At 63.8% G+C, this 26,400-nt stretch carries 32 protein-coding genes; 14 read left to right on the top strand and 18 right to left on the bottom strand.

What is annotated here, in order from left to right:
* Positions 1–64 precede the first annotated feature (64 nt).
* Positions 65–307: a hypothetical protein gene (locus IEY38_RS06370; RefSeq protein ID WP_005535231.1), complete on the bottom strand. Its 243-nt coding sequence runs from the start codon at positions 305–307 to the stop codon at positions 65–67.
* 326 nt (positions 308–633) lie between these two features.
* Here IEY38_RS06370 and IEY38_RS06365 point away from each other — a divergent pair, with 326 nt between their 5' ends.
* On the top strand, positions 634–1,986 hold the full coding sequence (locus tag IEY38_RS06365; protein WP_188976306.1) for an ATP-binding protein: 1,353 nt from the start codon (positions 634–636) through the stop codon (positions 1,984–1,986).
* On the opposite strand, the gene IEY38_RS06360 is transcribed toward IEY38_RS06365, so the two are convergent.
* The 3 genes from IEY38_RS06360 to IEY38_RS06350 form a co-directional block, all read right to left on the bottom strand.
* On the bottom strand, positions 1,983–2,702 hold the full coding sequence (locus tag IEY38_RS06360) for a metal-dependent hydrolase (protein WP_188976304.1): 720 nt from the start codon (positions 2,700–2,702) through the stop codon (positions 1,983–1,985). The genes IEY38_RS06365 and IEY38_RS06360 overlap by 4 nt on opposite strands.
* Positions 2,703–2,776: 74 nt before the next feature.
* Positions 2,777–5,365, bottom strand: a complete 2,589-nt coding sequence (locus IEY38_RS06355; protein ID WP_188976302.1) for a heavy metal translocating P-type ATPase — start codon at positions 5,363–5,365, stop codon at positions 2,777–2,779.
* A gap of 138 nt (positions 5,366–5,503) precedes the next feature.
* Entirely contained in the window at positions 5,504–5,767 is a 264-nt protein-coding gene (locus IEY38_RS06350) for a hypothetical protein (protein ID WP_170098065.1), read from the bottom strand.
* A gap of 146 nt (positions 5,768–5,913) precedes the next feature.
* Between IEY38_RS06350 and IEY38_RS06345 the strand changes: the two genes are divergently transcribed.
* Entirely contained in the window at positions 5,914–6,999 is a 1,086-nt protein-coding gene (locus IEY38_RS06345) for a S1C family serine protease (protein ID WP_188976300.1), read from the top strand.
* Positions 7,000–7,027: 28 nt separating this feature from the next.
* Here IEY38_RS06345 and IEY38_RS06340 read toward each other — a convergent pair whose 3' ends face one another.
* From IEY38_RS06340 to IEY38_RS06325, 4 genes are all read right to left on the bottom strand, one after another.
* Positions 7,028–7,459 (bottom strand): hypothetical protein, encoded by a 432-nt coding sequence (locus IEY38_RS06340; RefSeq protein WP_188976298.1) that lies wholly within the window; start codon positions 7,457–7,459, stop codon positions 7,028–7,030.
* Positions 7,460–7,561: 102 nt separating this feature from the next.
* Positions 7,562–8,494 (bottom strand): hypothetical protein, encoded by a 933-nt coding sequence (locus tag IEY38_RS06335; protein WP_188976296.1) that lies wholly within the window; start codon positions 8,492–8,494, stop codon positions 7,562–7,564.
* Positions 8,491–9,669 (bottom strand): DNA primase small subunit PriS, encoded by a 1,179-nt coding sequence (priS, locus tag IEY38_RS06330; protein ID WP_188976294.1) that lies wholly within the window; start codon positions 9,667–9,669, stop codon positions 8,491–8,493. Before priS ends, IEY38_RS06335 begins: the two co-directional genes overlap by 4 nt.
* A 39-nt stretch (positions 9,670–9,708) precedes the next feature.
* The gene (locus tag IEY38_RS06325; RefSeq protein ID WP_170098070.1) at positions 9,709–10,188 is read right to left on the bottom strand and encodes a GNAT family N-acetyltransferase; all 480 of its coding nucleotides are present in this window, start codon (positions 10,186–10,188) and stop codon (positions 9,709–9,711) included.
* Positions 10,189–10,308: 120 nt separating this feature from the next.
* On the opposite strand from IEY38_RS06325, the gene IEY38_RS06320 reads away from it, so the two are divergent.
* A complete protein-coding gene (locus IEY38_RS06320) occupies positions 10,309–11,403 on the top strand; it encodes a DoxX family protein (RefSeq protein ID WP_188976292.1) in 1,095 nt (364 codons plus the stop codon).
* Between the two features lie 13 nt (positions 11,404–11,416).
* On the opposite strand, the gene IEY38_RS06315 is transcribed toward IEY38_RS06320, so the two are convergent.
* Positions 11,417–11,848 (bottom strand): type IV pilin, encoded by a 432-nt coding sequence (locus tag IEY38_RS06315; protein WP_188976291.1) that lies wholly within the window; start codon positions 11,846–11,848, stop codon positions 11,417–11,419.
* Between the two features lie 90 nt (positions 11,849–11,938).
* Between IEY38_RS06315 and IEY38_RS06310 the strand changes: the two genes are divergently transcribed.
* Both IEY38_RS06310 and IEY38_RS06305 read left to right on the top strand, forming a co-directional pair.
* A complete protein-coding gene (locus tag IEY38_RS06310; RefSeq protein ID WP_188976288.1) occupies positions 11,939–12,790 on the top strand; it encodes a translation initiation factor eIF-2B in 852 nt (283 codons plus the stop codon).
* Positions 12,791–12,896: 106 nt separating this feature from the next.
* Positions 12,897–13,118, top strand: coding sequence for a hypothetical protein (locus tag IEY38_RS06305; RefSeq protein ID WP_188976286.1), 222 nt, complete (start codon positions 12,897–12,899; stop codon positions 13,116–13,118).
* 9 nt (positions 13,119–13,127) lie between these two features.
* Here IEY38_RS06305 and IEY38_RS06300 read toward each other — a convergent pair whose 3' ends face one another.
* Positions 13,128–13,322 (bottom strand): hypothetical protein, encoded by a 195-nt coding sequence (locus tag IEY38_RS06300; RefSeq protein ID WP_005535251.1) that lies wholly within the window; start codon positions 13,320–13,322, stop codon positions 13,128–13,130.
* Between the two features lie 125 nt (positions 13,323–13,447).
* Complete coding sequence (locus tag IEY38_RS06295) at positions 13,448–14,182, bottom strand: proteasome assembly chaperone family protein (protein WP_188976284.1); 735 nt, start codon at positions 14,180–14,182, stop codon at positions 13,448–13,450.
* A 77-nt stretch (positions 14,183–14,259) separates the two neighbouring features.
* On the opposite strand from IEY38_RS06295, the gene IEY38_RS06290 reads away from it, so the two are divergent.
* Positions 14,260–15,309, top strand: coding sequence for a mechanosensitive ion channel family protein (locus tag IEY38_RS06290; protein WP_188976282.1), 1,050 nt, complete (start codon positions 14,260–14,262; stop codon positions 15,307–15,309).
* Here IEY38_RS06290 and IEY38_RS06285 read toward each other — a convergent pair.
* Both IEY38_RS06285 and IEY38_RS06280 read right to left on the bottom strand, forming a co-directional pair.
* Positions 15,279–15,725: a universal stress protein gene (locus IEY38_RS06285; protein WP_188976280.1), complete on the bottom strand. Its 447-nt coding sequence runs from the start codon at positions 15,723–15,725 to the stop codon at positions 15,279–15,281. The two genes, IEY38_RS06290 and IEY38_RS06285, sit on opposite strands and share 31 nt — an antisense overlap.
* A gap of 32 nt (positions 15,726–15,757) precedes the next feature.
* On the bottom strand, positions 15,758–17,116 hold the full coding sequence (locus IEY38_RS06280; protein ID WP_188976278.1) for a bifunctional metallophosphatase/5'-nucleotidase: 1,359 nt from the start codon (positions 17,114–17,116) through the stop codon (positions 15,758–15,760).
* A gap of 72 nt (positions 17,117–17,188) precedes the next feature.
* Between IEY38_RS06280 and IEY38_RS06275 the strand changes: the two genes are divergently transcribed.
* From IEY38_RS06275 to IEY38_RS06245, 7 genes are all read left to right on the top strand, one after another.
* Positions 17,189–17,428, top strand: a complete 240-nt coding sequence (locus tag IEY38_RS06275) for a DUF5816 domain-containing protein (RefSeq protein ID WP_188976276.1) — start codon at positions 17,189–17,191, stop codon at positions 17,426–17,428.
* A 114-nt stretch (positions 17,429–17,542) separates the two neighbouring features.
* Positions 17,543–17,875 carry a DUF7116 family protein gene (locus IEY38_RS06270; protein WP_005535264.1) on the top strand — a complete coding sequence of 111 codons (333 nt, stop codon included), beginning with the start codon at positions 17,543–17,545 and terminating at the stop codon, positions 17,873–17,875.
* 24 nt (positions 17,876–17,899) lie between these two features.
* A complete protein-coding gene (locus IEY38_RS06265) occupies positions 17,900–18,433 on the top strand; it encodes a mechanosensitive ion channel domain-containing protein (protein ID WP_188976274.1) in 534 nt (177 codons plus the stop codon).
* Positions 18,434–18,499: 66 nt separating this feature from the next.
* A complete protein-coding gene (locus tag IEY38_RS06260) occupies positions 18,500–19,414 on the top strand; it encodes a metal-dependent hydrolase (RefSeq protein WP_188976272.1) in 915 nt (304 codons plus the stop codon).
* Between the two features lie 54 nt (positions 19,415–19,468).
* Positions 19,469–20,089, top strand: coding sequence for a hypothetical protein (locus IEY38_RS06255; protein WP_188976270.1), 621 nt, complete (start codon positions 19,469–19,471; stop codon positions 20,087–20,089).
* Positions 20,086–20,745 carry a hypothetical protein gene (locus IEY38_RS06250; protein WP_188976268.1) on the top strand — a complete coding sequence of 220 codons (660 nt, stop codon included), beginning with the start codon at positions 20,086–20,088 and terminating at the stop codon, positions 20,743–20,745. Before IEY38_RS06255 ends, IEY38_RS06250 begins: the two co-directional genes overlap by 4 nt.
* A 47-nt stretch (positions 20,746–20,792) precedes the next feature.
* The gene (locus tag IEY38_RS06245) at positions 20,793–20,993 is read left to right on the top strand and encodes a dodecin (RefSeq protein WP_188977326.1); all 201 of its coding nucleotides are present in this window, start codon (positions 20,793–20,795) and stop codon (positions 20,991–20,993) included.
* On the opposite strand, the gene IEY38_RS06240 is transcribed toward IEY38_RS06245, so the two are convergent.
* Positions 20,994–21,368, bottom strand: coding sequence for a HesB/IscA family protein (locus tag IEY38_RS06240; protein ID WP_170098084.1), 375 nt, complete (start codon positions 21,366–21,368; stop codon positions 20,994–20,996).
* A 99-nt stretch (positions 21,369–21,467) separates the two neighbouring features.
* The gene (hisD, locus tag IEY38_RS06235) at positions 21,468–22,739 is read right to left on the bottom strand and encodes a histidinol dehydrogenase (RefSeq protein ID WP_188976266.1); all 1,272 of its coding nucleotides are present in this window, start codon (positions 22,737–22,739) and stop codon (positions 21,468–21,470) included.
* A gap of 211 nt (positions 22,740–22,950) precedes the next feature.
* On the opposite strand from hisD, the gene IEY38_RS06230 reads away from it, so the two are divergent.
* On the top strand, positions 22,951–23,877 hold the full coding sequence (locus IEY38_RS06230) for a hypothetical protein (protein ID WP_188976264.1): 927 nt from the start codon (positions 22,951–22,953) through the stop codon (positions 23,875–23,877).
* A gap of 38 nt (positions 23,878–23,915) precedes the next feature.
* On the opposite strand, the gene IEY38_RS06225 is transcribed toward IEY38_RS06230, so the two are convergent.
* From IEY38_RS06225 to IEY38_RS06215, 3 genes are read right to left on the bottom strand one after another with little or no spacing between them, the layout of a single operon-like run.
* Positions 23,916–25,097 (bottom strand): redox-regulated ATPase YchF, encoded by a 1,182-nt coding sequence (locus tag IEY38_RS06225; RefSeq protein WP_188976262.1) that lies wholly within the window; start codon positions 25,095–25,097, stop codon positions 23,916–23,918.
* Positions 25,098–25,144: 47 nt separating this feature from the next.
* Positions 25,145–26,254: a Gfo/Idh/MocA family protein gene (locus IEY38_RS06220; protein WP_188976261.1), complete on the bottom strand. Its 1,110-nt coding sequence runs from the start codon at positions 26,252–26,254 to the stop codon at positions 25,145–25,147.
* On the bottom strand, positions 26,251–26,400 hold the full coding sequence (locus IEY38_RS06215) for a hypothetical protein (protein WP_188976259.1): 150 nt from the start codon (positions 26,398–26,400) through the stop codon (positions 26,251–26,253). The genes IEY38_RS06220 and IEY38_RS06215 overlap by 4 nt, the downstream gene beginning before the upstream one ends.

Genomic DNA, 26,400 nt, shown 5'->3' with positions numbered 1-26,400 from the left:
CACACGCCGCCAAAATCAGGTCGCCGTCAGCGCGGAACGGAGCCGTCAGCGCGGCGGTACGGACTCACGTCCGTGTGACCGTGATGAGTCCCTCTTTCAGCGCCGCTTCGAACCGCTCGTCCAGTGTCATCTGGTCCCAGCCGTCCGGCCGGTTCTCAGCGGCGATTGCAGAGAGCGACTCGACCAGCGACCTGTGGAGGAACCGTCCGTTCTCGCCGCACTCGCTGCAGGTTCTGATGATCGACCGAACCTCGAAGTCCCGCTCGACGGCCTCCTGGCATCGGGCACACACGTACGTTTCGGACACACCTGACCATAGGCCGTCCGGATACTCGGATGTTGTGAATCCTTTCATCTGAGGATCATGATTGGCTATTGACTGTCCTGCTGACGGCCCTTTCTGTCGATGATCACCGAACAGTTCCCTAATCTGGGGACAGCCATCGTGATACGAGCGTGCTCTATAGCGACCAGTCAGCCCAGTTAGCGGGCCGCCACAGAAAACGATCGGCCACTACGGACGGCGCTGGCCAGTATTGGTCGTAGGGACTCGTCCCGCTGTTGTATCCTGTTCTATCTTTATCATGACTGCTAAACCTATTTACAATCACAGTACAAACCGTGGGCGTGTTGATGTCCCCGCCGACCGTCCTCCTCATCGCTGTCGATACTGCTGCCGGAGAGCAGTTACAGGCAGCACTTGAACAGGCAGCAATCGACGCAACAGTCGAGACAACCAAGCCCGAATGCGTCGATACGACGCTGCTACGTACCGCGGTTGACTGCCTCGTCGTCCCGGTGACGTGTGGAGGCATGGCGGGCGGGCATATCGCAGAGGCGGCCACCGGCCTCTATCCGAACCTCCCCGTTATAATGTACGGCAGTGAGGCGGACCGCGGAGAGCATATTCGGACGGTTGCTGACGACAATCTCGGGTCGCCGGAACTGGCAGCCGCAGTCGGTGCGGCACTCGAAAACCGTGAGACGATGGCCGCACGACCGGCATCCCGGCCGGAGACGATTCTCGCCACGATGTTCGAACGGTACTCCGAACACCTGTACGTGAAAGACGATGACAGGCACTATTTGTTGCTCAACGATTCGTCGTATGCACCTCCGGAACTGCTCGGCCGTCGGGACGAAGACGGGCTTCCTGCCGGGGCGACGTATCTGGATGCAGCACGCGGTGACGACCTACAGGTCATCAACGACGGGACCGACATCCTCGACGTCCACGAGTTCTCGCCGTCGATGGGGAAACACCTCCGAACGTCGAAGATCCCCTGGTACGACGAGACAGACGAGCTAGTCGGCCTCATCGGTATGACACAGGACATCACCGACCAGAAGGAGCGCGAACGGCTCCTCAGACAACAGAACGAACGCCTCCGGAAGGTGGCGCTGCTGGCCGCACACGAACTCCGAAACGAACTCCAGGTGTCGACCGGCCATCTCTCGCAGATCGAAGCCGACGACGAGCATATTGGCGCTGTGGAGCAGTCCATCGAGCGGCTCTCCAGTATCGTCGATAAAGTCGTCTCGCTGGCGTCGAGCGATTCCCCAGCGTTCGAGCCCGAACAACAGTGGCTCTCGACGGTCGTTTGGGACGTGTGGAGTTCGCTATCGCTCGAAGCGGCATCGCTCGAAGTGACATCCGACAGGCGACTGCTGGCGGACGCAGAGTCGATGCGCCTGTTTCTCGAGATCCTGCTCTCGAACGCCGTTGAGCACGGCGGGCCCGACGTTGCGATTCGCGTCGGTGCCACCTCGTCGGGCTTTTTCGTCGCGGACGATGGCCCTGGCGTCGATATTTCGCCACCGGAGCGGGTGTTCGAAGCGGGGTACGCGTCGGAGAAACAAAACAGCGGGTTCGGACTCTACATCGCTAACCGGATCGCAAAAGAACACGGCTGGTCGCTGTCCGTCGATGACAGCGAGGACGGCGGCGCGCGGTTTACCGTGACCGACGTGGAACGACCCGATTAGAGCTCGAAGGTCTCGTCGCCGTCGAGGACGTGGACCTCGGCGTCGCTTCCGGTGCCTTTGACCTCGTTCACGAAGTCCTGCGTGTCGATTTCGATGGGCGGGAACGTGTCGTAGTGCATCGGGAACGCGTGGTCGACGTCCAGCCAGTCGACGGCGACGGCGGCCTGCATCGGTCCCATCGTGAAGTGGTCACCGACCGGGACGGCTGCGGCGTCCGGTTCCAGGAACGGGCCGATGACGTCGCGCATCTCCGTCATGAGGCCGGTGTCGCCGGCGTGGTAGAACGTCGTCGACTCCGCGTCGCTGACCTGCGTCGGCTTCGTATCGGAGATGATGAATCCGCCCGGCATCCCGCCACTGGTGCCGTAGCCGGTATCCATGCCGTTCGTGTGGTCGGCGCGGTGCATCGTGACGAAGGCGTCGCCGATTTCGACGGTGCCGCCGAGGTTCATCCCCATGCCGCCGACGGCGTCGAACTCGCCAAAGTTGTCCTCGCAGTACTCCACGACCTCCGGTGTGGCCACGAGCCCACTGCCCTCGTAGCGGTCCACGTCGCCGATGTGGTCGGCGTGGCCGTGGGTCAACAACACGTAGTCCGGGTCCAGTTCCTCGGGGTCGGTGTCTGTGTGTGGGTTATCGAAAAACGGGTCGATGAGCAACTCGGTGTCGTCGACTGTCACGTGCCACGTCGAATGGCCGTACCATGTGAGTTCCATACCGGATACACGCTACTCGCGGCGTCTACTTAATATTACAGTGGGCAGACGCCAAATGACGAGGCCGAGCAGACTTACGACTCGTCGCTACTGTTCTCTGACCGGACCCGCGAGAGCCGCATCGCGTTCCCGGTCACGGCCGTCGTCATGCCGGCGTCGCCGGCCAGCACCGCAGCCCAGATGGGAACGACGCCGAACGGAACAGCGAGCGCGAGGCCCGCCTTGACCGCCAGGCTGGCCCAGATGTTCTGCCGGATGACGCCGTTGGCGTCGTTCGCCAGTTCGTACAGGTACGGGAGCTTCGAGAGGTCGTCACTCATCAGAGCGATGTCAGCCGTCTCCAGCGCTGTGTCCGTGCCAGCGGCTCCCATCGCGACGCCCACGGTCGCGCTCGCCAGCGCTGGCGCGTCGTTGATACCGTCACCAACCATAGCAACGCCGTCGTACTCTTCGACGAGATCGTCGATAGCGGCGACTTTCTCGTCGGGCAGAAGTTCGGCCTGGTAGTCGTCGACACCGACCTCTCGGGCGATAGCCCCCGCAGTGCGTTCGTTGTCGCCAGTGAGCATCACCGTCCGCTCGACGCCGAGGCTCCGGAGCCGGGAGATGGCGGCTTTCGCCTCCGGTCGCACCTCGTCGGCGACGGCGACGATGCCCTCTATCTCGTCTTCTGTCCCGACGATGACGACCGTCTTCCCTTCGGCCTGGAGCTCGGGAACAGCGTCCTCAAGCAGGTCCAGACAGTTGTTGCGCTCACAGAGTTGCTGGGCTGTTTTCGTGACGACGCCGCCGTCGGTGGTGGCGTGGACGTGCGAGAGGTCGAAGCCGAGGTCCTCGAACAGCCCCGGCTTTCCCGCGTAGTGTGGCGTCCCGTCGAGGTCCGCCCGGACGCCCTTCCCGGTGATGCTCTCGAAGTCGTCGATTTCGGCGCTTTCGACGCCGGCAGTTCCCGCCCTAGCGACGATGGCCTCACCGATGGGGTGTTCGCTCCGCTGTTCGAGCCCACGGGCGCACTGCAGGACTTCCTGTTCAGTGTTCCCGTTCAGTGGAATTACGTCGGTGACAGTCAGTTCGCCTTTCGTCAGCGTCCCCGTCTTGTCGAAGGCGACCACGTCGACCGCGCCCATCGCTTCGAGGTGGTTCCCGCCCTTGATCAGCACGCCGTTCTTGGCGGCGCTGGTGATTCCTGAGACGACCGAAACGGGCGTCGAGATGACGAACGCACAGGGGCAAGCCAGTACAAGCAGTGTCAGCCCGTGTACGACGGCGGTCGACCACGCCACCCCGAATACGGCGGGGGACGAAAGCGTCACGAGGACGGCGAAGGCGACGACGACCGGCGTGTAGTACGCCGAGAAGCGCTCGACGAACTGCTCGCGCTCGGTCTTGTTCGACTGGGCGTCCTCGACCATCTGGACGATGCGCGAGAGCGTGTTGTCGCTGGCCGCCGCCGTGACCTGCACTTCCAGATACCCCTCCTCGTTGATGGTCCCGGCGTACACCTCGTCGCCCTCGGTCTTGTCGACCGGGACGCTCTCACCTGTGATAGGGGCTTGATTGACGGCGCTGGTCCCGTCGAGGACCTCGCCGTCCATCGGAATCTTTTCGCCGGGCCTGATGACGACGACATCGCCGACCTGCACCTCGTCGACGGGCAGTACCTGCTCGCCCCCGTCGCGCTTGACTGTCGCTTCATCGGGCGAGAGGTCCATGAGTTCCGCAAGCGAGTTCCGTGCACGGTCCATCGAGTAGCGTTCCAGCAGTTCTGCGATGCTGAACAGGAACGCCAGCGTGGCGGCCTCGAAATACAGTGCCTCGCCGAAGGCTAGGCTGGCAACGAGTGCGCCCAGGATGGCGATAGACATCAGCAGGTCGATGTCGAGGTTCCGGTTTTTCAGGGAGTAGTAGCCGCCACGCAGGATCTCTTGGCCGCCCGTCGCTACCGCGATGAGAAACAGAACGTCGTCGACGTACAGCGGTGTCCCCAGAACGCTTCCGACCTGCGCGTTCGCACCGGGCAGCAAGAGCTCCAGAAAGAAAACGAGGCCCAAGGCGACGAATACGCCGCTGATCCACGTCTTCAGCGCCCGCGAACTGGTCCAGATCGAGTCGTTTTCGTCCGACTGTCCGGCTCCCGTGTCGTCCTCGCCCGTCGTCTCCGTGACCTCGTACCCGGCGCTCTCGATAGCCGACGCGATGTCCTGCTCCGCCGTCGCGTTCCGGTCGTATGTGACAACGACTGTTCCGGTAGTCGGGCGTGTTTCGGCGCTTCTGATGCCATCGACTCCACCGAGCGCGCTCTCGACCTTCCCGGCACAAGATGCACAGTCCATTTCCGGGACGCTGAACCGCAGTGTCTCACCGCCGTCGTCTGCGACGGTGTAGCCCGCCGCGTCGACGCGCGCAGCTATCGCGTCCACGTCCGTCTCGGCTTCGTCGTATTCGACGGTGAGTCGGCCCGTCGCTACCTGCGGGTCGACGGCCTTGATGCCAGACAGTTCACGGACACTCGACTCGACCTTGCCCGCACAGGAGGGACAGTCCATCTCTGGGACGGAGAGTTGTGCGACGTGGGCCCCATCGTGCGAGTGCGTTGTTGGAGGGGGGCCGTCACTCGCGCTGCCACACCCATCATCGTTCGAACAGCTGTCAGACTCAGTCATTATCGGTGCTAGGCTACCTGGTCTTATTAATTCGGCTGCTAAAGTAACGGCTCATAGTGGGATTGATTAATAAATAAATCTGGATTTGTTATTAAATCGGCCGATATTGACCGGTGTCTGACTGAGCCAGCCGCACCCTCAATCAAACGGCGTCGTCCGCGTCGGTTTCCCCTGTGCGTACCGGATCCAGCGCCGCATATGCCGGCCGACTGCCCAGAACAGTACCACTGTCATCGCCAGTAGCGCGGACAGGAAGACGATGCCCAGCCGTATCGGTTCCTCGGTCGGGAGGCCGATGAGCAACACGATTGTCCCGACGAGTGCCATCTCGACACCGCATCGCAGTCCGGGCAACACGAACCCCGGTGACGGCGTGTTCGTTCCCGATGAATCCTCTGCCATGCGCCCCCGTATGCTATCGGGACGATTGTAGTTTGTGCCCGCCTTCGAGGGCGAATCGAAAACCACAGCCCACGGCGATCAAACGACCCGGTTACGGCACCGAGTCCTGACCGTGCCTTTTTCGCAGCCCAGACCCACGCTCCAGTATGAAACAGTCTCTCACTCGCCGGGCGATGTTAGGGGCCCTCGGGACAGCCGTCGCGGCCACGGCTGGCTGTCAGAGTCCCGGGACCGGCAGCGACTCCGGTGGTGAAACCGGGGCTCAGTCAGGGTCGACCGGCGCAGCCGCACAGTCCGACAGTGTCTACACCGGCGTGTACCGGGAGGTTGCTGATGCCGTCGTCTCGATCAGAGTGTACGCCGAAGACTCCCGTGGCGGGCAAGGGAGCGGCTTCCTCATCGACGACGAGCATATCGTCACGAACGAACACGTCGTCGCGGGCGGGGACGAATACTACGTCCGCTTTGCGGACACTGGCTGGCGCTCCGCTTCCGTGGTCGGTGCAGACGTGTACAGCGATCTGGCGGTCCTTCGCATCGGCGCGACGCCAGACGTGACGCCCCTTTCGTTTGCCGAGGCCGAGCCCACGGTCGGGACTGAGGTCGTCGCTATCGGGAATCCCTTCGGACTGTCCGGTTCGGTGTCCGCGGGCATCGTCAGCGGCGTCGACCGCACGCTCCAGAGCGCCAACAACTTCTCTATCGCAGACGCGGTCCAGACCGACGCGCCGGTCAATCCGGGCAACAGCGGCGGACCACTGGTGACGCTGGACGGCGAGGTAGTCGGCGTTATCAACTCCGGCGGCGGCGACAACGTCGCATTCGCCATCTCGGCCCCGCTCGCACAGCGCGTCGTGCCGTCGCTCATCCAGACCGGTGACTACGACCACCCCTATATGGGTGTTGGACTCCAGAGTGTGTCGCCGCGGATCGCCGAAGCGAACAACCTGGACCCCGGGTCAGGGGTGTACATAACCCGTGTTGTCAGTGACGGTCCAGCAGCGGGTGTTCTGCAGGGGAGTGACGGGGAGACGGTGATTTCGGGAACAGCAATCCCTACTGGCGGTGACGTGGTCAGACAGATGGACGACACCCCGACGCCGACGCGGCAGGCACTCGGAAGCTTCCTCGCGCTGGAGACCAGCCCCGGCCAGACGGTCGACGTGCTGGTCGAGCGCGACGGGGCACAGGAGACAGTCGAACTCACGCTCGGGACCAGGCCGGAGCCGTAGGCCAGTCCTGCGGTTGTGACAGCGCGTGTTACTGCGTTCGGAGCCCATCCTGTTCGCGACGCCTGCGACCGGCGGCGAGATACCCGACGACGGCGGCCAGCGGCAGCGTCACCGGGAGCCCCGCGACCAGCAGTCCAATGCCCATGCTTCCGTCGGCAAGCGTGTAGAGGGCAACGCCGGCCGCGGTGACGACGAAGAAATCCGCGACGGCCGCCAGCGCGGCCAGCTGAAGGCGAGCAGCGCGCCCGGAAACCGTACCGGCGGCCGCCTGATCGCGGTGCCACAGCAGGACGTAACTGGCAAACAGCGCAGTCAGACTGCCCGACACGCCCACGGGAAGTCCGATGAGCAGCGAGAACTCTATCCCCGGTTCGAAGCCGGCGGTCACCACGACGGTCGTGACGGCGAACGTCACCACGCCGAAGACCAGGGCGACGACGATACGAACGTGCGTGTCCATACGTATCAACTGAATAACTGCAAATAAATAGAATGTCGCTGCTGCGGAAAGAAATATCCAGCGGCTTTTTCGACAGCGGCCCGTCGACCCTGTCGCGTCGGCTTATTCTAACGGCTCGGCGGCGTCCTGTTCGACCAACGGGTCGGCGTTGTCGGCCGGCAGGGTCACTACGTCGTCCATCGAGAGGTCGTACTCACGCTGGTCGACGCCGAATATCTCGCCAACGTCGTCGGTGATGCGGACCGTCCGCCGGTCCACGTCGGCCCCAGCCGTGTCAGAACTAGGCGGTGACTGCTGGCCGCTGTCCCTCGGGTCCGCCGGTTCGGGGTGGGAGTCGGTACCCCCTTCAGACGGGGGTGCCGGGACGCTATCGTCCGCCGGCACGCCCACCGGGTCGGACTGGTCGCCGGCAGCGGGGGTGCTGTCCGTGTCCAGTTCCGGCGGCGGCGTCGGCGCGTCGGACTCCGCCGTTGGCGGGGACTGGTCCTCGCCGCTGCCCATCATATCAGCCGCATCGACACCCGAGTCCGGCGTCGATGCCGGCTCGGGTTCACCGGCCGTCGCCTCGTTTGCCGTCTGGTGTGGGTCCGGATCGGGGGCCTGTCGCTCGCTCGCGTTCGGTTCGTCGCCGACCGCGCCGGTCGGGGCCTCTCCCGCAATCACGTCGAGGACGTGGCCCCGATTGGATTCGATGGCCTCGACCATCGTCTCGAACAGGTCCCGTTCCTCCTGTGTGAGACCGTCGTCCTCGGTCGGCATGTCCGCCGCGGCCAGCGACGCCATTTTGACGATTTTGCCGACGCGCCGTTCGTAGATGGCCTCGACGGTCTGTTCGGCGGTCTTGATGTCGTCCGTCAGGCGGTTGACCTCGGGCGAGTCGAACGGGTCCTCGGCGCGCTCGGCCGCGCGGTCGCGCTCCTCCCGGAGCTGTCGAATGAACTGCCCGGCGTCCTCGTAGAACGTCTCGCGCAGCTGCTGGAGCTGGTCGGTCTGGCGTTCCCGCGATTGGACGGACTGGAGCTCGTCTACGTTCATTCCTTCCCCTTCTCGGCACGCCCGCGGGCCATGAGAAACACGCCCACGTGCTCTGGTACAGTCTGATTACCCGCCTCCAGTGTAAAGCTATCGCCATCTAGCTCGACGAGGCCGCCGTCGGTCACCTCGACGGTGATGTCGTGGCCCCGGAACGTCTCCGGAACGGGGTCGACCAGCGGGTCGAACGCGTCGATATCGTCGCGGTCGATACGCTGGACTTCAAGCCCGCTGCCGCCGTGGAGCGAGCCCGGAAGGCGAATAAGCCGGTTCGTGTCCGTCGTCACTGGTTCGTCTATCGGTGCGTTGTCCGTCGCGACGACCTCGTGGAGCAGAATCCTCGCCAGCTGGTAGAACGCCGGATGCACGTCAATGTTGCCAGCTTCCAGTTGCTCGTAGTTCGATCGGGCGGCGTTCAGCGCCGCCGTCGCCTTCCCCTCGCCGATGCCGTCGTACTCCTGCAGTCGGTCGAGCGCGTCGGCCTCCTCCATCGCGAGCAGGTCATCGACGACAGCGAGCATGTGTCGGTGGGCGCGGGCGCTCCAGCCGCCTTCCGTCGAGAGCGTCCGCTTCTGTGCCGGACTGGACCGGCCGGCCGTGCCGGCGACGGACTCCTCGTCGACGAGTTCGTCGAACTCCAGCCCGATGCCGCGGACGTAGTCAACGATCTCCCGGCGCGCGTCCCGCTCCAGATGGCGGATGCGCTCGTCGCGGACGTGGACGTGGTAGCCGCGACCGCCGGAGAAGACGACCGTCAGGTCATCAAAGCCGAAATCGTCCTCCAGAAAGTCGAGCAGCCGCAACAGCGCGTCCTTGCATTTGGCGAGCATCTCGGCGTAGCTGTCCTCACCGAGCACAACGGAGGGCAGGTGGTCGGCGTCGAGGTCGAACACGAGGTCAGAGGAGCGCCAGCCCTTGTCCGACATCGTGGAGGCGCTCGGTTCGTCGTAGCGGCCCGCGGAGAAGTAGACGTGGCGGGGCTTCCGGCGACCGAGGAAATCCTCGATTTCCCCGAGGTCCAGCAGCGAGCGATGCCGGACCATCGTCTCGCCGGGGCCTTCGGTCCACGGGATGAACCCCCATTCACGTTCGTTCGCGGCCGGTGGCGGCGTTACGGACGCCTGTCGGTAGTGGTCGCCGAACCGGCCACGGAGGTACGCGCGGGTCCGCTCTTCCATCGGCTACCTCGTTGGGGAGGTCCCTTGAAAAGCGTTCGCTTAGCCGCGCAGGAACTTCGACAGTTTGTCCGTAATCGAGTCCTCGCCGAGCTTGAGGTAGTAGGCGTCGCCGCCGTCCTCGTAGTAGTTGTCGATGCGACGCGTAATCTCGAAGCCGATGTGTTTGTAGAAGCCGATGGCCTCCCGATTCGTCGCCCGGGCGTGGCAGGTCACACTGCCGTAGTCCTCGGCGACGCGGGCGACGAGCCGCTTGCCGAAGCCGTGGCCCCTATACTCGTCGTCGACTGCGAGAAAGAGAATGTAGCCGTCGCGTCGAACCGCGGCGAAGCCAATGAGGCGGTCCTTGGAGCGGTCGATGTAGAGATAGGTGGTCGACCGTCGGTAGGCGTCGCGAAAGAACCCCCGTCGCTGTCGAAGGACGCCGTCGGATTCTCGGATGTCCTCCTTGAGCCGCCACGCCGCGTCGACGTGTTCGTCGTCCCCGCGTTCGACGATCTGTGTCTCGATGTTGACGCTCACTGCCGTATAAGTAGTGGCGGCGTGGATATAATTCCACCGCCTACAGAGAGGGGTATCTAAACGTCCAACTCCATGGACTGGACGAACAGGGTTAGGTGGATAGCGCACGAATTCTCAGGTATGAATACACGCGTACCGACTGTTGTCGGCACCGCCGTCCTCGCGCTCACTCTCCTCTCGCGACCCGCGGCGGCACACGTCGACTACGTGACTGATGGGCCAGGCGAGGCCCTTGACGCGGTGGCGTTTGCGATATCTGTGCTATCGAACCCAGGGAACGCGGCCGTTTTCGGCATCTCAGGATTGGCCGTGACTGGCGGCCTCGCCGCGTACCTCTGGGTTCGGCCGACGATTGCGGACATCGTCATCCTTCGGGACGTACTCGTCGGCTACTCGGACCTCGTCCCGTGGATGCTCAGGCTCAGCGTGGGACTACCACTCGTCGGTGCCGGATTTCAGGGATACCTGTTCGCCCCGACAGTGACGTTTGACCCGACCACGAACCCGCTCGTCCGTGCCCTGTTTATCGGGCTGGGGTTCACGCTCCTGTTCGGACTTGCGACCCGTATCGTCACGACGATTGGGCTGGTGACCTACGGCTGGGCACTGACCATCGATCCAAGCGTCGTTCTCGCCATGGAGTACGTGCCGGCGTTTCTGGCGCTGCTGATACTGGGCGGTGGCCGCCCGAGCGCGGACCATATGCTTCAGCAGGTCGCCAGCACCGACGGGACCTACTACGGCCGTATCGACCCGGTGCATCATCTCAAGCGCTTTCTGGACGCAACGACGGCATCGTACCGTGAGTACGTTCCAGTTATCGTCCGTGTCGGCATGGGCGTGACGTTCATCTATCTCGGACTGTTCCAGAAACTCGCCGAACCCGGCCAGGCGCTGCTGGTCGTCGAAAAGTACGACCTCACCGCCGTCGTCCCTGTCGACGCCGGGATGTGGGTGCTCGGGGCCGGCCTGACCGAGATGCTGGTCGGGCTGGTGTTGATCTTCGGCTTCATGACTCGCGGGGCTGCAGCCGTCTCCTTTGTCCTGTTTACCACGACGCTGTTCGGACTCCCGGACGACCCGGTGCTCGCGCACATCACGCTGTTCGGAATGGCCTCGGCGGTGTTCACAATGGGTGCCGGACCGCTCTCGTTCGACGACTGGTTCGGTCGACCGGCACAGAGCGACCGTGAGACGGTCGCTTCGGCGGACTGAGCAGTCTTACAGGTCAGTTCGCGCCGTCCCACTGGTCCAGCTGGGTTCGGTTCCCACTCGCGTTGTGGTATATCGTGATTGTATCCCGGGCGCCTACGCGCCGTTGGTAGGCGTTACCGCTGCTCAACTGTGCGATATCGCCAGGGCCAATCATCGCGTCGGGCTCGCGGTTCGCCACCTGCGCCCAGGTGACTGTCTTTCCCGGCCCTTCGAATTCGATGTTCCTGGCTTCGAACTCGTCGCCGCGCTCGTGTGTGACGATGAGTAGTTCGTTGCCCTCGACGTAGTCGTAGCTGAAATTCGCCTGCGGGCCACCACCGTCGTCGTCCTCGATGACGAGGACGTTCAGCCCGACGATAGCCGTCACGAGTAGCGTTAGACCGACGAGTACGGCGACGCCGATGCCCTCTGTCATCCCGACCGTCTCAGTCCTGAACTGTCCCATAGCCGTCTATCAGCCCTAATGTGAGACGGCGTTAAATGCTGTTCGACGGCGAGGGGAAGACACATATCGGTTCAACTCACAGCCACCGGTATGATAGACGAGACTGTCGAGCAGATCTCGGAGATGCAGACCCACAGTTCCTCCGTGGTCGCAGTCAAAGCCGCTCAGGCGCTCCGGGACCTGACAGACAGAGAGTACCCGACGGTCGAGGATTACCTCCGTTCGCTCGACCGGAATAGCAGCGCCCTCCGACGAGCGAACCCCTCACACGCTTCCCTCCATACGACTCAGCACCGGATCGTGAACACCGTCTCGGACGCGGAGCCCGGCGACGTGGCGGCCGCCAAAGAACTGACCAATGAGGCTATCGACGACGTTATCGACTCGGTGGAGTCATCGAAGGACTGCGCCGCTGCCCGTGCCGTGTCGGAGATCGCTGATGACGACGTGCTGTTGACGCATGACTTTTCCTCGACGGTCCTTGCGGCCATCGACGACGCCATCGAAGCCGGCCACAGCTTCGAGGTGTACGTTACGGAGTCTCGCCCACGCTTCCTCGGCCGAAAGATGACGCGCCATCTCTCCGACAGGGACGGGGTCGACGTGACGCTCATCGTCGACAGCGCCGCCGGCCACTTCATGCCAGAGGTCGACCGCGTGCTCGTCGGTATGGACTGCATCGTCGACGACACGCTGTACAACCGCATCGGCACGTATCCGATCGCGACGGCGGCGGCGGACAACGACGTTCCGGTGACAGTGGTCGGGGCCGCCGCAAAGTACGTCGACGGGGCTTTCGCCTTCGAAAACGAGATTCGCTCACCGTCGGAGGTCCTCCGGGAGCCGGCAGACGGATTCGAAGTCGCGAACCCGGCCTACGACGCTACGCCGACGCACCTGCTGGATACGGTTGTCACTGACGACGGAGTCCACGAGTACTGAGACGGACTGCTGTACGTTCGTTCCGGCATCACTGGCCAGCAGGATGGGTCCCGGTAACGGAACGCGGGCTCGAAGATTCTTATTTCTGGCCGTGAAGAAGTCAGGTATGGACGACACCGCCCTCCTTCGTCAAACCATCCGCCGGTGTACCGCCGTACTCGTTGCAACCTTTGCCACTGTCGGTGTGAGTCTGCAGAGTCCTTCAGAAGCGAGTTTCTTGCTCATACTGGCCACCGCCTCAGTGGTGTATCTCGCCGTGGGGTTCATCAAAGTGAAGCCGCCTGCTGAAAACCCTGAAAGTTCCGCGTCTACAGAGGACGAGAGGTAAGTACGTAGTTTACCGCTGTTGGACGACGGTGTCACAGTTGGGACACCGGAGCTGTAAACTGTTCTCGGTTGCTTCAGTGGTCCAGTCGCCCGTGACTGCACTCTCGTGACCGCAGTCGGGGCAGAACAGCGATGTCTTGGACCGCGTCTGTGGTGGTGGGTCTGAGTCGACCGCGCTGGTCGAGTAGATTTCGGTGGAGGTCATCAAAGAAATGAACGCACTGTAGGATCAAAAATGTGTCGGCAGAATGTTTGATTGTTCACGCACAATGTGGAATTGATATAGTTTTAATCCCTGGAAATGTGGATGAGTGTCCCAATTGTTGGAGATTACATGTACATTCGGTCATCCGGAAGTGAGTCGGTATCGGCAGCGTCCATCCGTTCTGCGAGCGCCTGATAGTGGGCCTCGATGTTTGCGGCGAAGGCCTCCAGCGGGCCGGTGTCGATCTGGATCGCATGGGTCGCTTTCAGCGCGGTGAGCAGTCTGATCGCGGCTGCGGCGTCGGGCGCTTGCGGATGTGTCGGTGTCGTGAACACGCCTGTCGGAAGTGACTCATCGATACCCCGAGTGACAAGCTCCGCACTCAGTCCTTCGAGGAACCCGTTCCCCATCGGCCTGATGTCGGTGTCGTCAAGATACGCTTCCTGATACGCTGGCGTTGCGATGTAGAACGGGGCGTGGTCGTCCGGGCCGTGCGCGATGGGGACGCCGGTGAGCATCGTAATGTTCGAAACGTCCAGTTCTCTCCCGGCGGTCGCGATTGCCTCGGCGACGGCCCCTGCCTGAGCCGGCGGCACGAAGCGCTCGCCAACCAAGACGGCAAAGGACGCCGGTTCGTCGACGTATAGCCGCGTGTGATGTCTCGGGGTTCCATTCTCGAAGGGAGTAATAAACGGCGGCCCCGGCGTCCGCAGATGGCCGATTTCGCGCATCGACTCCTGGTCGGCCAGATAGTCGACGGCCGTGAGGCCGGCCAGGCCGTACTCAGAGACGCCGACCGCCAGCGTATCGACCGGTGGCCGGTCGTCCGAGAGGATCACCGAAATGTCATCGGAGGACATATTCTCTCAGACGGAGTGAGAGGGCTAAGTAGTTCGGGAGGGGAATCCTTTTCTCGTGGCAGGGTCGATTCCATGTCATGCGTTTTGGCCCTGTCTGGCCGTTGCAGACACCCACTCCGACACCGACCGAAACTGCGACCGAAGTGGCTACCGACATCGGCGGGCTGTTGCCCTTCGATATCCCGATGTGGGTGGTGAACATCGGGGAATCTCTGATTGTCGTTGCGCTGGCAATCATCCTCTCCCGGATTCTCGTCCGCCTTCTCGGCCGACGCGTCGCTCGGCAGTTCCGACGACCGAGCCTCACTCGAACGGCGCTGCGCGGCATCCGTGCCGGTGTGTACATCTTTGCGTTGCTGACTATCCTGAATATTTACGGCCTGCAACTGGGCGACATCGCGCTTTCCGTTACTGTGTTCACAGCCGTGGTTGGTGTCGTACTGGCCCCGATTCTCGGGGGCCTGATCTCCGGCGTCTTCTTGCTGGCTGACCAGCCCTTCGAGATCGGAGATATGATTGAACTCGTCGACACCGGCCAGCGGGGGTTCGTCGAGGACATCACGCTCAGACACACAAAGATATTCACCCTCGACAATACGTTTCTCGTCATCCCCAACGGGGAGATTCGCCAGCGAGATGTCGTCAACTACTCGGCGGAAGACTCACGGACACGGCTGTCGCTCGACGTGATGGTCACGTACGAGAGTGACATCGCCGCCGCGCGGACCCTCATCGAAGCGGCGGCCCGGGAAGTGGACAACGTCATCTCCGGCGGGCCGGACATCCGCGTCGGCGCAGCCCGGTATCCCGCTTCGCCGACGGTGTATATCAACGAGTTCGCCGACCACGGCGTGTTGCTGACACTCCGGTACTGGGTGACCGAACCGTACAAACTGCTCGCTGCCCGCTCGAGAGTCCAGACGAACGTCTGGCGACGGCTCGAGGACGCAGACGTCGAGATCGCGTACCCCCACTCACACCTGTACTTTGACGACACCAGCGGGGAGATGAACGTCTCACTCAATGACGGACTGAGCGGACTGAACGGCGTTGGCCGGACCCACGCGGCCTCCGGTGACTCACCCGTCCCGCCACGTCAGGATCCCGATGACCTCGCCGACGAGTGACGGTTAGACTGCGCATCCGGTTCGACGGTGACGATTTCGCAGTCGAGTTCCTCGCGGAGGAACTGTTCGACATCGGGGTCGTCGACCAGCCGCCGAATCATCTGTCGCCAGCGACTCGCCTGTTTGCTCCCGATGACGACGATGTCAGCGTCCTGTGCGGCGACCTCGTCGAGAATCGTCTCTTCGACGAGCATCCCCGACCGGACGACGTACCGCGTCCGCGGGACGTGGCCGAACGACTGCTCGACGGCACGTTTGAGCTCTGTCCGGTCGACACGATGGCTGTTCTGGTATAGGTTTACGTGGAGGACGGTGAGGTCCGCGTTTTCCTCGTCGGCGATCTGAATGGCCTCAGCGAGCGTGGCTCGGGAGTTTTCCGAAAGCGGGTATCTGACCGGGACGACGACCTGTGGCATCGGCGAGATGTACCGTGCCGAGGTTTAAATCGCTAGCGACGGGTGAGTCGCCCGTCCACGCTCGGGGCGATATCGGTCTCGCGGACGTAGTCGGCCAACGCCTCGTACTGTACGTCGGCGACGCTGACCCGGTGAGACTCGGTGAGGACCGGAAACTCCAGTTCGGTGTAGTAGAGGTAGTTGCTCGTCGCGAGCGTGTACGTCTCGGTGTCGCGTACCGGTCGCCCATCGACCCGTAGCCGCTCGATGGTCTGTGTATCGTTGTTCCAGACCAGTTCGACGCCGCTGAAGTGGGCGTGCCACCAGTCCGGGTCGCCGAACGCGACCTGCTGCCCGCTTCCCTGTCGGCACACCGTCCGGAGTTCCGCACCCGTCAGTTCGGCGACGGTCAGTGGCTCCTCGAACGGAACGACAGAAATCATATCGGCGACCGTCAGCTCCCCATCGAGCGGTACCGTGTCGTTCCGGAGACCGCCGCTGTTCTGCAGGGCCACATCTGCGCCCGTCGCCCACCGGTACGCGTCAGCGACGAGGTTGCCGAGCCGGCATTCGCCGCCATAGGTCGTCGCCTGCCGCCGGTCGAGAGGGTCGTCGACACGACCGACGACTTCGTCCAGTCCCTCCGCGGAGAGTCGGTCCTCGATGGCCGCCCTGACCCGGTCGTCGACAGGGCCGTCGGCCGTCTCACGGAACTCCGCAGTCGGTTCCGGCCCGGCGAGGTCGACCTCGACGACGGCCCGGCCGTTGGCTCCGGGTCTGGTGAGCAGCGTCCCGGCGACGCGGTCGATACGGCGCTCGTGGACGTGCCCGCCGAGGATCACGTCCACGTCACAAGCCCGGGCGAGTTTTTCATCAGTCCGCCCCAGATGCGAGAGCACGACGACGACATCCGTCCCGGCGTCCCGAAGCGCTGTGGCCGCCTCGCTGACGGTCTCGACAGGGTCGGTGAACGTCAGCGTCGTCGCCTGTGGATTAGCCGAGGCCGTATCCGGGCTAGTGACGCCGACGAAGCCGACCTGGGTCCCGTCGACGGTCCGACTCGCCCACGGTCGGGTCTGCCGTCGGGCGAACCGCTCGCCGTCCTGTTCGACGTTCGCGGTCAGCCACGTCTGTGGGGACCTGGCGATGATGTCCCGCGTCGCGTCGAGTCCGTGGTCGAAATCGTGGTTGCCCAGCGTCTCGAACGCGGGCGTCACCGCAGTGAAGAGGTCCAGCGACTGCTCGCCGTCGGTGACCAGCGACAGCACCCCCGGCCCGGTGTTGTCCCCGGTGCCGACCACCAGTGCATCCGGGCCGTCAGCGGCGGCCACTGTCCCCGCAAACCGCCCGATTCGCTCGGGTGTATCGTACGCTTTCTCCACGTCGGAGTACTGGATTAGCCGCGGACTCACACCAACAGTGGAGGGGGACCAGCGACTAATGGTTTCCGCAGTGATTTAGCCACTGGCCCGTCATGACTACGTATGGACGCACTTGAGGGACCTGACGGCGAGACGCTGTACGTCGACCGGAGCGACGGTGACACCGGTACGAAAGGCGCGTTTTACGTCGTCTACCGCGACGCCGACCGCGAGCGTCGCTGGGGCTACTTCTGTGGCAACTGCGAGACGTTCAACAACGCGATGGACTCGATGGGGCGCATCCGCTGTAACGACTGCTCGAACCTCCGCAAGGCCGAGGAGTGGGACGCCGCTCACGAGTAACGCTCTGTTTAGACGGCCAAGCGGTGTCGTTCTCATCCGTTCGTCCACGCGAGAACTATCAGCTAAGTAGTTAGTGGGAACGTTTATCAGAGAGCCGGTGGTACTGACTCTCAGATGGGGGCCGTTACCACATCACTCGACGAGCAGGCCCGGTCGATATTCGACGACCTCGGATACACCGTGTCGCGCACTGGCACCGAACTGCGAGCGGAACGCGACTGGCGCGTCGTCACTGTCTCAGTGCTCGACTCGCAGGACCCGATACCCGAGGGCGGCGATTTGCGTTGTTTCGTCACACGCACCGACGATGCGACGCATCTCAGCCGCCGCCTCAATCGGCAGGACGTATCCTATGACTGGGCTGTCATCGGGATTACTGAGGACGGCGAGTACGAAGTGGTCCGTCACCCCGGCGATACAGCCGTGTCGGCTGACGCCAACACTTAGGGGCCTTTCCGTTCACCATCCGGCGTGCAGGTCGGTGTCATCAACCGAGCGCTCGAACAGCTAGTTACGAACGTCGTCGACGCACTCCCGCGCCTCATAACCGCGTTCGTCTTTCTTGCTATCGCTGCAGTAGGCATCAAGGCGATCATGATCGTCGTCCGGGCCGTCCTGAAGCGATCGCTGCCCGGCGAATCGCCCGTGTACCGGCAGTTTCTGTCGATGATCGTACTCGGGTTCCTGTGGTTCGGCGTGGCGCTGTCGTTCCTCTCTATCGTCGGCCTGACCGCCATCGCCGCGTCGCTGGGCACGGCGACTGGATTCCTCGCGCTCGGCGTCTCCTACGCGCTCTCGGAGATGATCAAGGACGCCGTTGCCGGTGTCTACCTCCTCCGTGACCCCGACTTCAATCCCGGCGATACTGTCAAAGCCGGCGACACCACCGGTGAGGTAGTCGCAATCGAACTCCGGAAGACGCGGTTCCGTGTCGACGATGACACCGTCGTCAGGGCCAACGCGGCCATCGAAGAACGCTGGACGAAGGTCGGATCCGAGTCTTGAGCGGGCCAAGCGCCGCGCTACCCGTTCACACGTGGTGTTTAAGCCTATCGGCATCATATTCGAGGTATGTTCGTCGGGCACGCGCTGCTCGCGTTCGCCCTCGGAGCCCTCGCCGCGTGGTGGTTCGGGCTCTCCCGCGAGCGAGCGGTTCAGCTAGGTGTCGTGGCCGGCTTGTTCGCCGCAGTTCCTGACGTTGACATCGTCTATGCCCCCTTCGGGCTACTCGTCGGGGCTGCCGGGAGCCTGACCGCAGATGGATTCTGGGAAGTTGCGGACGTCGTTCACCGCGGACCGACGCACTCACTCCTGCTGGGGGCCGCACTCGCCATCGCGGCCGGCCTCTGGGCACGTAACTCAGGGGCTGCCCGGGCCGGCGCGCTGTCCATCGGCATCGCACTGACCGTGCTTACGGGCGCAATCAGCGGTCCTATCGCGGGACTCGTGACGCTCGTGTTCGTCCTAGCCGTGCTCGGTGTCGCCACATTCGCGCAGTCCCGCGATATCAGCCCCCGGACGGTGACCGGGCTGGCGCTACTGGGACTGCTTAGCCACCCATTTGGCGACCTCTTCACCGGTGGCCCGCCCCCGTTCTTCTACCCCTTCGACGTGACCCTCGTCGCTGAGCGGGTGATACTCCACCCCGACCCCACGACACACCTTCTGGCGGCGTTCGCTATCGAACTTGCGACGGTGTGGCTCGCCGTATGGACGTACGTCCACCTTCGTGGGTACACGCTAACGGGACTCGTCCGCCCCCGAGCAGCGCTGGGACTGGGGTATGCAGCAGCCGTTCTGTTCATGCCTGCGCCGACGCTCGAACAGTCGGCGCACTTCGTGTTCAGCGTCCTCGCACTGGGCGTCGTCGGCGCGCCGACCCGGCCGTTCAGTGACGGCGTCGACTGGCTGGAGACAGTCGTGACGGGGCTGGCGGCAGTGACCATCGCTGCGCTCGCGTACGCCATGGCGTATGGGGCTATCTGAACAGTCCATCCCATCGGTCGATAGGGTTTTTCGAGTCGCGATTCACCAGACAGTATGAGCCGAGACGTAGCGCGGTTGCTGCGGGACAGGCGCGTCAACGCGCTTGCTGCGTGGTGCATCGTCGCCATGCTCGCGGCCGTTTCAGTGACGAGTGCTGTTCAGGCCAACCTGCTGTGGGCCGGGTTCGCTGCTGCCGTCGCAGCACTGGCGCTGTTTCCGCCGGTCCTGCTGCGCAACCGGGATGCCATGCTCCCCTGGGAAATCCTCTTGCTGGCGGCGTTGCCTGTCGTGGGCCGCCTGTTTGCGACGCTCTCGATGACCGGAAACCTCGCGACCTACCTTTCTGTCGCCGCTATCGCGCTCATTCTCGCCGTCGAACTGCAGCTCTTTACTCCCGTCCGGATGACGCCCCGGTTCGCCGTCGTCTTCGTCACCATTACTACGATGGCCACTGCCGGCGTCTGGGCGGTCGTTCGCTGGGCGGCTGACCAGTTGCTCGGCACCACCTTCATTCTCGATCCGACGGTGTCAGAACACGTCATCGAGGAGGCGCTGATGTGGGAGTTCGTCGCGTCGACCATCGCTGGTATCGGTGCCGGCGTGGTGTTCGCGTACTACGTCCGCCGGCAGGCCGGGACCAGCCGTGTTCCCGAGGAGGTCCAGCCGGACGTATGAGGGTCCGTGACCGCTTCAGTATCAGCACGGCGACCCAGCAACTGCTTTCGCGGGTCCTGTCACTCGCACTCATCGGCTTATTCGCGGTCGGTATCGAGCGGGGCAACGTCGGTATCATCGTCAATTCGGGCGTCGCCATCCTCGTCACACAACTCCCGGCGCTGCTGGAGCGGGACTACGGCATCGCACTCGACCCCGCGCTGACGCTGTGGATCACATCGGCGGCGTTCTTCCACGCACTCGGAACTGTTGGGTTGCCTGGGTCCGAAGAGAACTTCTACGTCACCATCTGGTGGTGGGACCACTTCACCCACGCCCTCTCGTCGTCGGTCGTCGCCGCGGTCGGGTACACGACGGTTCGCGCGCTCGACGAGCACACCGACGAGATATCGATCCCCTCGCGGTTCATGTTCGTGTTCCTTCTCCTGTTCGTGATGGCCTTCGGCGTGTTCTGGGAGGTCATCGAGTTCTCGATCACGCTCACCGCGTCGGCAACCGGAAACGACACGATTCTGACACAGTTCGGTCTCAGCGACACGATGCTCGATCTCGTGTTCGACGCTATTGGTGCGATTATCGTGGCGATCTGGGGGACTGCACACCTCACCGGCGTGGTCGGTCACGTCGAGTCGTTGCTCAACCGACAGTCTCAGTGACCTGTCCGTACTTTTATGACAGTTCCGTGTGAACAAATCGCATGCAAATGGTTTTCAAGAAAATCACACTCATCGGGACCAGTCCGGAAAGCTTCGACAAAGCCGCTGACGACGCCATCGAACGCGCGGAGGCGACACTTGACAATCTCAAGTGGGTCGAAGTGGAGGAACTCGGCGTCGAGATCGCCGGCGTCGAGGGCCGCGAGTACCAGACCGAAGTCGTCGTGGCGTTCGAACTCGAAGAGTAGCTACGTCCGGAAGGACTCGCCACAGCCGCATTCGCTGACCACGTTCGGGTTCTGGACGTGGAACCCGGCCCCCTGCAGGCCGCCCTCGTAGTCCAGTACCGACCCCTCGATGTAGTCGATGCTGGCGTCGTCGACGAACACGCGCAAGCCGTTGCGCTCGAACACCTCGTCGTCTTCTTCCGGTTCGTGTTCGAACCGCATCCCGTATGAGAGTCCGGCACAGCCGCCCTGCTGGACGTACAGACGGAGCCCAGATTCTTCGACGTCCATTCCCTCGCTTTCGAGGAGGTCCAGTGCCTCTCCCGCTGCCTGCTCGGTGACGGCTACGTCCTCGCCCCCGAGGTTCGGATCGCCGTCGTCCGCTGTGCTGCTCATACACTTACGTGGACGCCCGAACGTGTTAACAGTGACGCCGGTGGGACAGTTCGGAAAAATACGTCTGCGTTGCTCGGCAGGAAAGCCCCGGAGACCGCATTACTCCTCGAATCGCTTACGGACACTCTCGGCGTGAGCCTCCAGCCCTTCGGCTTCAGCGAGGGTCGTGATCGTGTCCGAAATATCGTCTAGCGAGTCCTCGGAGAGGCGCTGGACCGTCGTCGACCGGACGAACGTATCCACGGAGAGACCGCCGGAGACCCGCGCGCTGCCGCCGGTCGGCAGGACGTGGTTCGTCCCGGTCGCGTAGTCGCCGGCCGCAACGGGGCTGTACGGGCCAAGGAACACGGACCCAGCGGAGGGAATCCGTTCGAGGAGCGACTCGTCGTCAGCGGCCTGAATGGAGAGGTGTTCCGCGGCGTACTCCTCGGCGAAGAGGACGGCCTCGCTCATAGATCGGGCAAGCAACACGCCGGACGCGTCGTTGTCCAGTGCGGCACGGATGACTGCCTCGCGCTCCCGGCCGTCAGCCTGCTCGTCAACGGCGTCGACGACCTGCTCGGCGAGGTCCGCGTCGTCGGTGACGGCGACAACAGAGGCGTTCTCGTCGTGCTCGGCCTGTGCGACGAGGTCAGCCGCGACCAGTTCCGGGTCCGCGTCGCCGTCGGCGACGACCATGACCTCGGAAGGACCGGCTAAGAAGTCGATAGCCGCGTCGCCACGGACCTCGGCTTTCGCCGCCGTGACCCAGCGGTTGCCGGGGCCGACGACGATGTCCGTCGAGCTAACAGTCTCTGTCCCGTAGGCCAGTGCCGCGATAGCCTGTGCACCACCGACCTGGTAGACGGCGTCGGCCCCGGCGACGTGGATGGCAGCCAGCGTGACGGGATTGACTTCCTCGGCTGGTGGGGTGGCGACAGCGACGTGCTCGACGCCGGCGACCTTCGCCGGGATGACGCCCATCAGCGCGCTGGAGGGGTAGGCTGCTGTGCCACCGGGAGCGTACACCCCAGCGCTATCGAGCGGGCGGAACCGGCGACCCAGTTCGCGCCCGTCGAAGTCGTCACGCCAGTCCTCAGGGACCTGTCGTTTGTGGAACGCGCGGATGTTCGCCGCGGCGTCCTCAATGGCCTCGCGCACGTCGTCGTCGATTTCCTCGTAGGCCCGCTCGGCGGCGTCGGTGATGTCGATGTTTCCCACCGAGACATCATCGAACTCCTCAGCGAAGCGCCGCAGCGCCACGTCGCCCTCCTCGTGAACCTGCGAGACAATATCGCGCACATCGTCCCTGACGGCGTCGACACCGGCGTCGCGGTCGAAGAAAGCGGCCCGTTCGTCGGGACCAAGATCGGCTATCGTCCGTACGTTCATACGCCTGATTCGGGACGGGGCAAAAAACGGGTTTCCCTTCGCCGGTCAGAAACGACAGTGAACTGGAGGACGTGAGAGACGTACCGATTCGTCGGCCGGCAGTGGCTTCGGAGTCGGGAACTGCCGGGACGCACACGCCAGTCGCGAATGCTCGACTCACTGTCAGTCACTCCCTCGTTACCGTTTTCCGGCACTCGGGCCTACAGGTGGTATGGCTTCAGTCGACGACCATCGTCGCCGAACAACCGACCTCCCCCCGGCGACGACCGAATATTTCGCCCCCGAACTAGCGACTATTGATAGCTATCTCGAAACGGTCCCGCCGACCATCGACACGGCGGCCGGCGACGCCGCAGTCGGCCCGATACACACGCTCCCGTGGTTCTACGTGGCCGACCTGACCGGCTGGCGCGGCAGCACGCTCGCCCGACTGCTGGCCGCAGAACGAGACGCGGCCTGCTACGAACTTTCGGCCGGCGCTGCGGACGCGATCCCGGCCCTATGGTCGCTCATCGACGAAAGCAGCGATAGGCCCGTCGTGCTCCATCTGGACCTGCAGGGCGAAGGCGGGCGGATTCAGCGAACGCTTCGGGAAGCGCTCCGGCGTGGCTACACGCATACCCCTGACGGCTGGGACGAGCCGGTTCGCGGCGAGCCGGCGAACTTCCACGTCGTCTTCACCGACACGAACCCCTCGAAGCGCCTGGCTGTACCACTGCCCGCTGCAACCACGCCCAGCACTGGTGCTGTCCTCTCGTATGCGCCGCGCCGGAGTATGCTCCCGGAACGGCCCGACGGGACGACCGTGCTCCCGGACCCGCCGGCGCTCCACGATCGCGAGGCCGAACTGGAGCAGTTCCTGCTGGCGGCGCTGGCTGGCTACGGTGACGACGACGCCAGACAGCAGTACGTCGACAACGCTGTCGAAGTCCTGTCGATAACCCACTCGCTCATCGGAAAGCGCGACCTGCTGTTCGACGTGTCGCCGCGATTGGCGCTGAAATACGGTGCGCTCTTGGACAGGCTTGCAGTCGGCGCGGCGACGGAGCGACTCGGCCGGGACGTGCTCGGGCAGGTCCCACAGAGTCCCGGGAGCGAGGATATACGGGCAACACTACAGGATTTGCTGCCGAAATAGGTAGCTGAGAAGGCGGTTGAAACGCCGTCCGCGTGTACTCAGTTCGCGTCGCTGACGATTTTGATGACCGCTCCCTCTTCGAGTTCCGTCTCGTCGCTGATACGCCGGTTCTCACGGGCATCGACGGCGTGGATGTAGCCGTCGCCGATGTCCGAGTGGACGGCATAGGCGAGGTCCTTGGGCGTCGCACCCTGCCGTAGCAAGAACGCGTCGGGGAGGACGTTCTCCTGCCCGTCGGTCCAGTGTGTTTCGTTCTGGACGGGGTAAGCCGTCAGATGGTCGAGCAGGTCGTAGACAGCAGTGTCAAGGGAGCCCTGAACGCCGGTGCCGCCCCACTCGTCCATCACGTCACGGATGCGGTTCAGCCCCTCCCGTTGCTGGTCGCTCACGTCGCCGACGATGTCGAAGTCCGGGTCGCCCGGGTCGTAGTCGATGACCCCGGCCTGCGCGGCGTTGCGCAGCGCGAGTTCACCGTCGGCTGTCGCGGGCACGACCACGTCTGCGGCTTCCTGCAGGGCTTCGATGTTCCCCTCCGGGGCGATGTCGGCCTTGTTCGCGACGACGACGAGGGGCTTCGTCCGCTGGCGGATCTCCGTCGCCAGCGCCTCGCGGTGCTCGTCGGTCCAGGCGATGGGGTCCTCGGGATACTCCAGGTCCCGCAGTGTCCGCGCCACGTCGAGTTCGGAGGCCCCGACGCCGGCCAGCATATCCACGAGCGATTCGTCGAGCTTGAAGTCCGGCGACCGGGACTGGCGTTCGATTGACTCCCAGTTGCGCTCGACGATGCTGGCGAGCCACAGGTCCATCTCCTCCTCGATAAAGTGGACATCCTCGACAGGGTCGTGTTCGCCGACCTCAACGGGTTCGCCCTCGGCGTCAGTCCCGCCAGAGGCGTCGACGACGTTGAGAATCACGTCGGCGGTCGACAGCTCGTCGAGGAACTGGTTCCCGAGGCCTCGTCCTTCGTGTGCGCCGGGAACAAGGCCGGCCACGTCGATGAGTTCCACGGGGACGTAGCGCTTGCCGTCTCGGCAGTTGTCGTCGCCACAGCGCTCCTCCCGGTCGAGACAGGGGCAGTCCGTTCGGACGTGGCTGACCCCGCGGTTGGCGTCGATGGTCGTGAATGGGTAGTTCCCCACGTCCACGTCGGCCATCGTCGCCGCCTTGTAGAAAGTAGACTTGCCGGCGTTCGGTTTCCCGGCCAGCGCGATAGAGAGCATGCCAGCCCCTACCAGTGGCCGCCGAAAGGGGGTTTCGGTTCGCGACCCTACAGGCTGACCCACTCGCCGCGGGCGTCGCTTCGCTCGATAGCGTCGAGGACCCGCTGTGCGGCGAGGCCGTCAGCGAAGGACGGCCCCTGTTCGCCGCCGTCTGCCACGGCCGAGAGGAACTCGTAGTTCTCGTGGACGAACGTATGTTCCCAGCCGATGACGTGGCCGGGGGGCCACCAGTGGTCGACGTAGGGGTCGTCCGCGTCCGTGACGAGCACCTGCTGGAAGCCGCGGTCACCCTCGGTGAGCACCTGCAGTTCGTTCAGCCGTTCGAGGTCGAACTTGAGCGCGCCCTTCGACCCCTCGATTTCGATGGTGTGGGCGTTCTTGTGGCCATTTGCGACCCGTGACGCTTCGAGCGTTCCCATCGCGCCGCTGTCGAACGCTACCTGAGCGCTGTAGGCATCGTCGACGGTCACCGGACGTGTCTCGTCGCTCCCTTCTACAGGTCGCTCCTCCGTGAACGTCCGGAGGTGGCCGCTCACGTCGGTTATCTCGCCGGCGGCGTCGCCGAGCAGGAACCGAGCCAGGTCGACCGTGTGCGACCCGAGGTCGCCGAGCGCTCCACTACCAGCCATCTCCTCGTCATTGCGCCATGACCACGGGGCGTCGGGGTCGACCAGCCAGTCTTGGAGGTACTGGCCGCGGAAGTGATGAATCTCTCCGAGGACGCCGTCGTCAATGAGCCCCTTCGCGTACTGGATGGCCGGGACGAACCGATAGTTGAACGCCGCACCTGCAGGCACGTCAGCATCAGCAGCGGCCTCGGCCATTTCCTCAGCCGTATCGAGCGTGGGCGCAAGCGGTTTCTCACAGAACGTCGGCGTGCCGGCCTCCAGGGCCGCGATGGACGGCTCGGCATGGACGTGGTTCGGGCCGAGGTTGTAGAACACGTCCACCTCGTCGACGATAGCCCGCCAGTCCGTCGCTGTCCGGTCGAAGCCGAACTGGTCGGCTGCGTCTGCCAGCGCGTCCTCGTCGCGGCCGACGAGCACGTCCTTGTTGACCGCGGGCGCTTCGGGGAAGAACATGGGCAAGCGGTCCAGCGCGTTCGCGTGGGCCTTGCCCATGAAGCGGTAGCCGAGCATGCCGATATCGAGAGTCATGCTATTACCTCACTATCGCGAACGAACGCAGTGAGTGAGCGACCTTTTTCGCCCACGTTTTTATCGTGAGTGGTGGCCGAAGGCCATCCGAACGATAAAAAGGTGGCCGTGAAGCGGTAGCCGAGCATGCCGATATCGAGGGTCAT

This window comes from Haloarcula sebkhae, assembly GCF_014647415.1.
GTDB classification, from domain to species: domain Archaea; phylum Halobacteriota; class Halobacteria; order Halobacteriales; family Haloarculaceae; genus Haloarcula; species Haloarcula sebkhae.
This window is presented reverse-complemented; position numbering and strand designations above follow the sequence as displayed.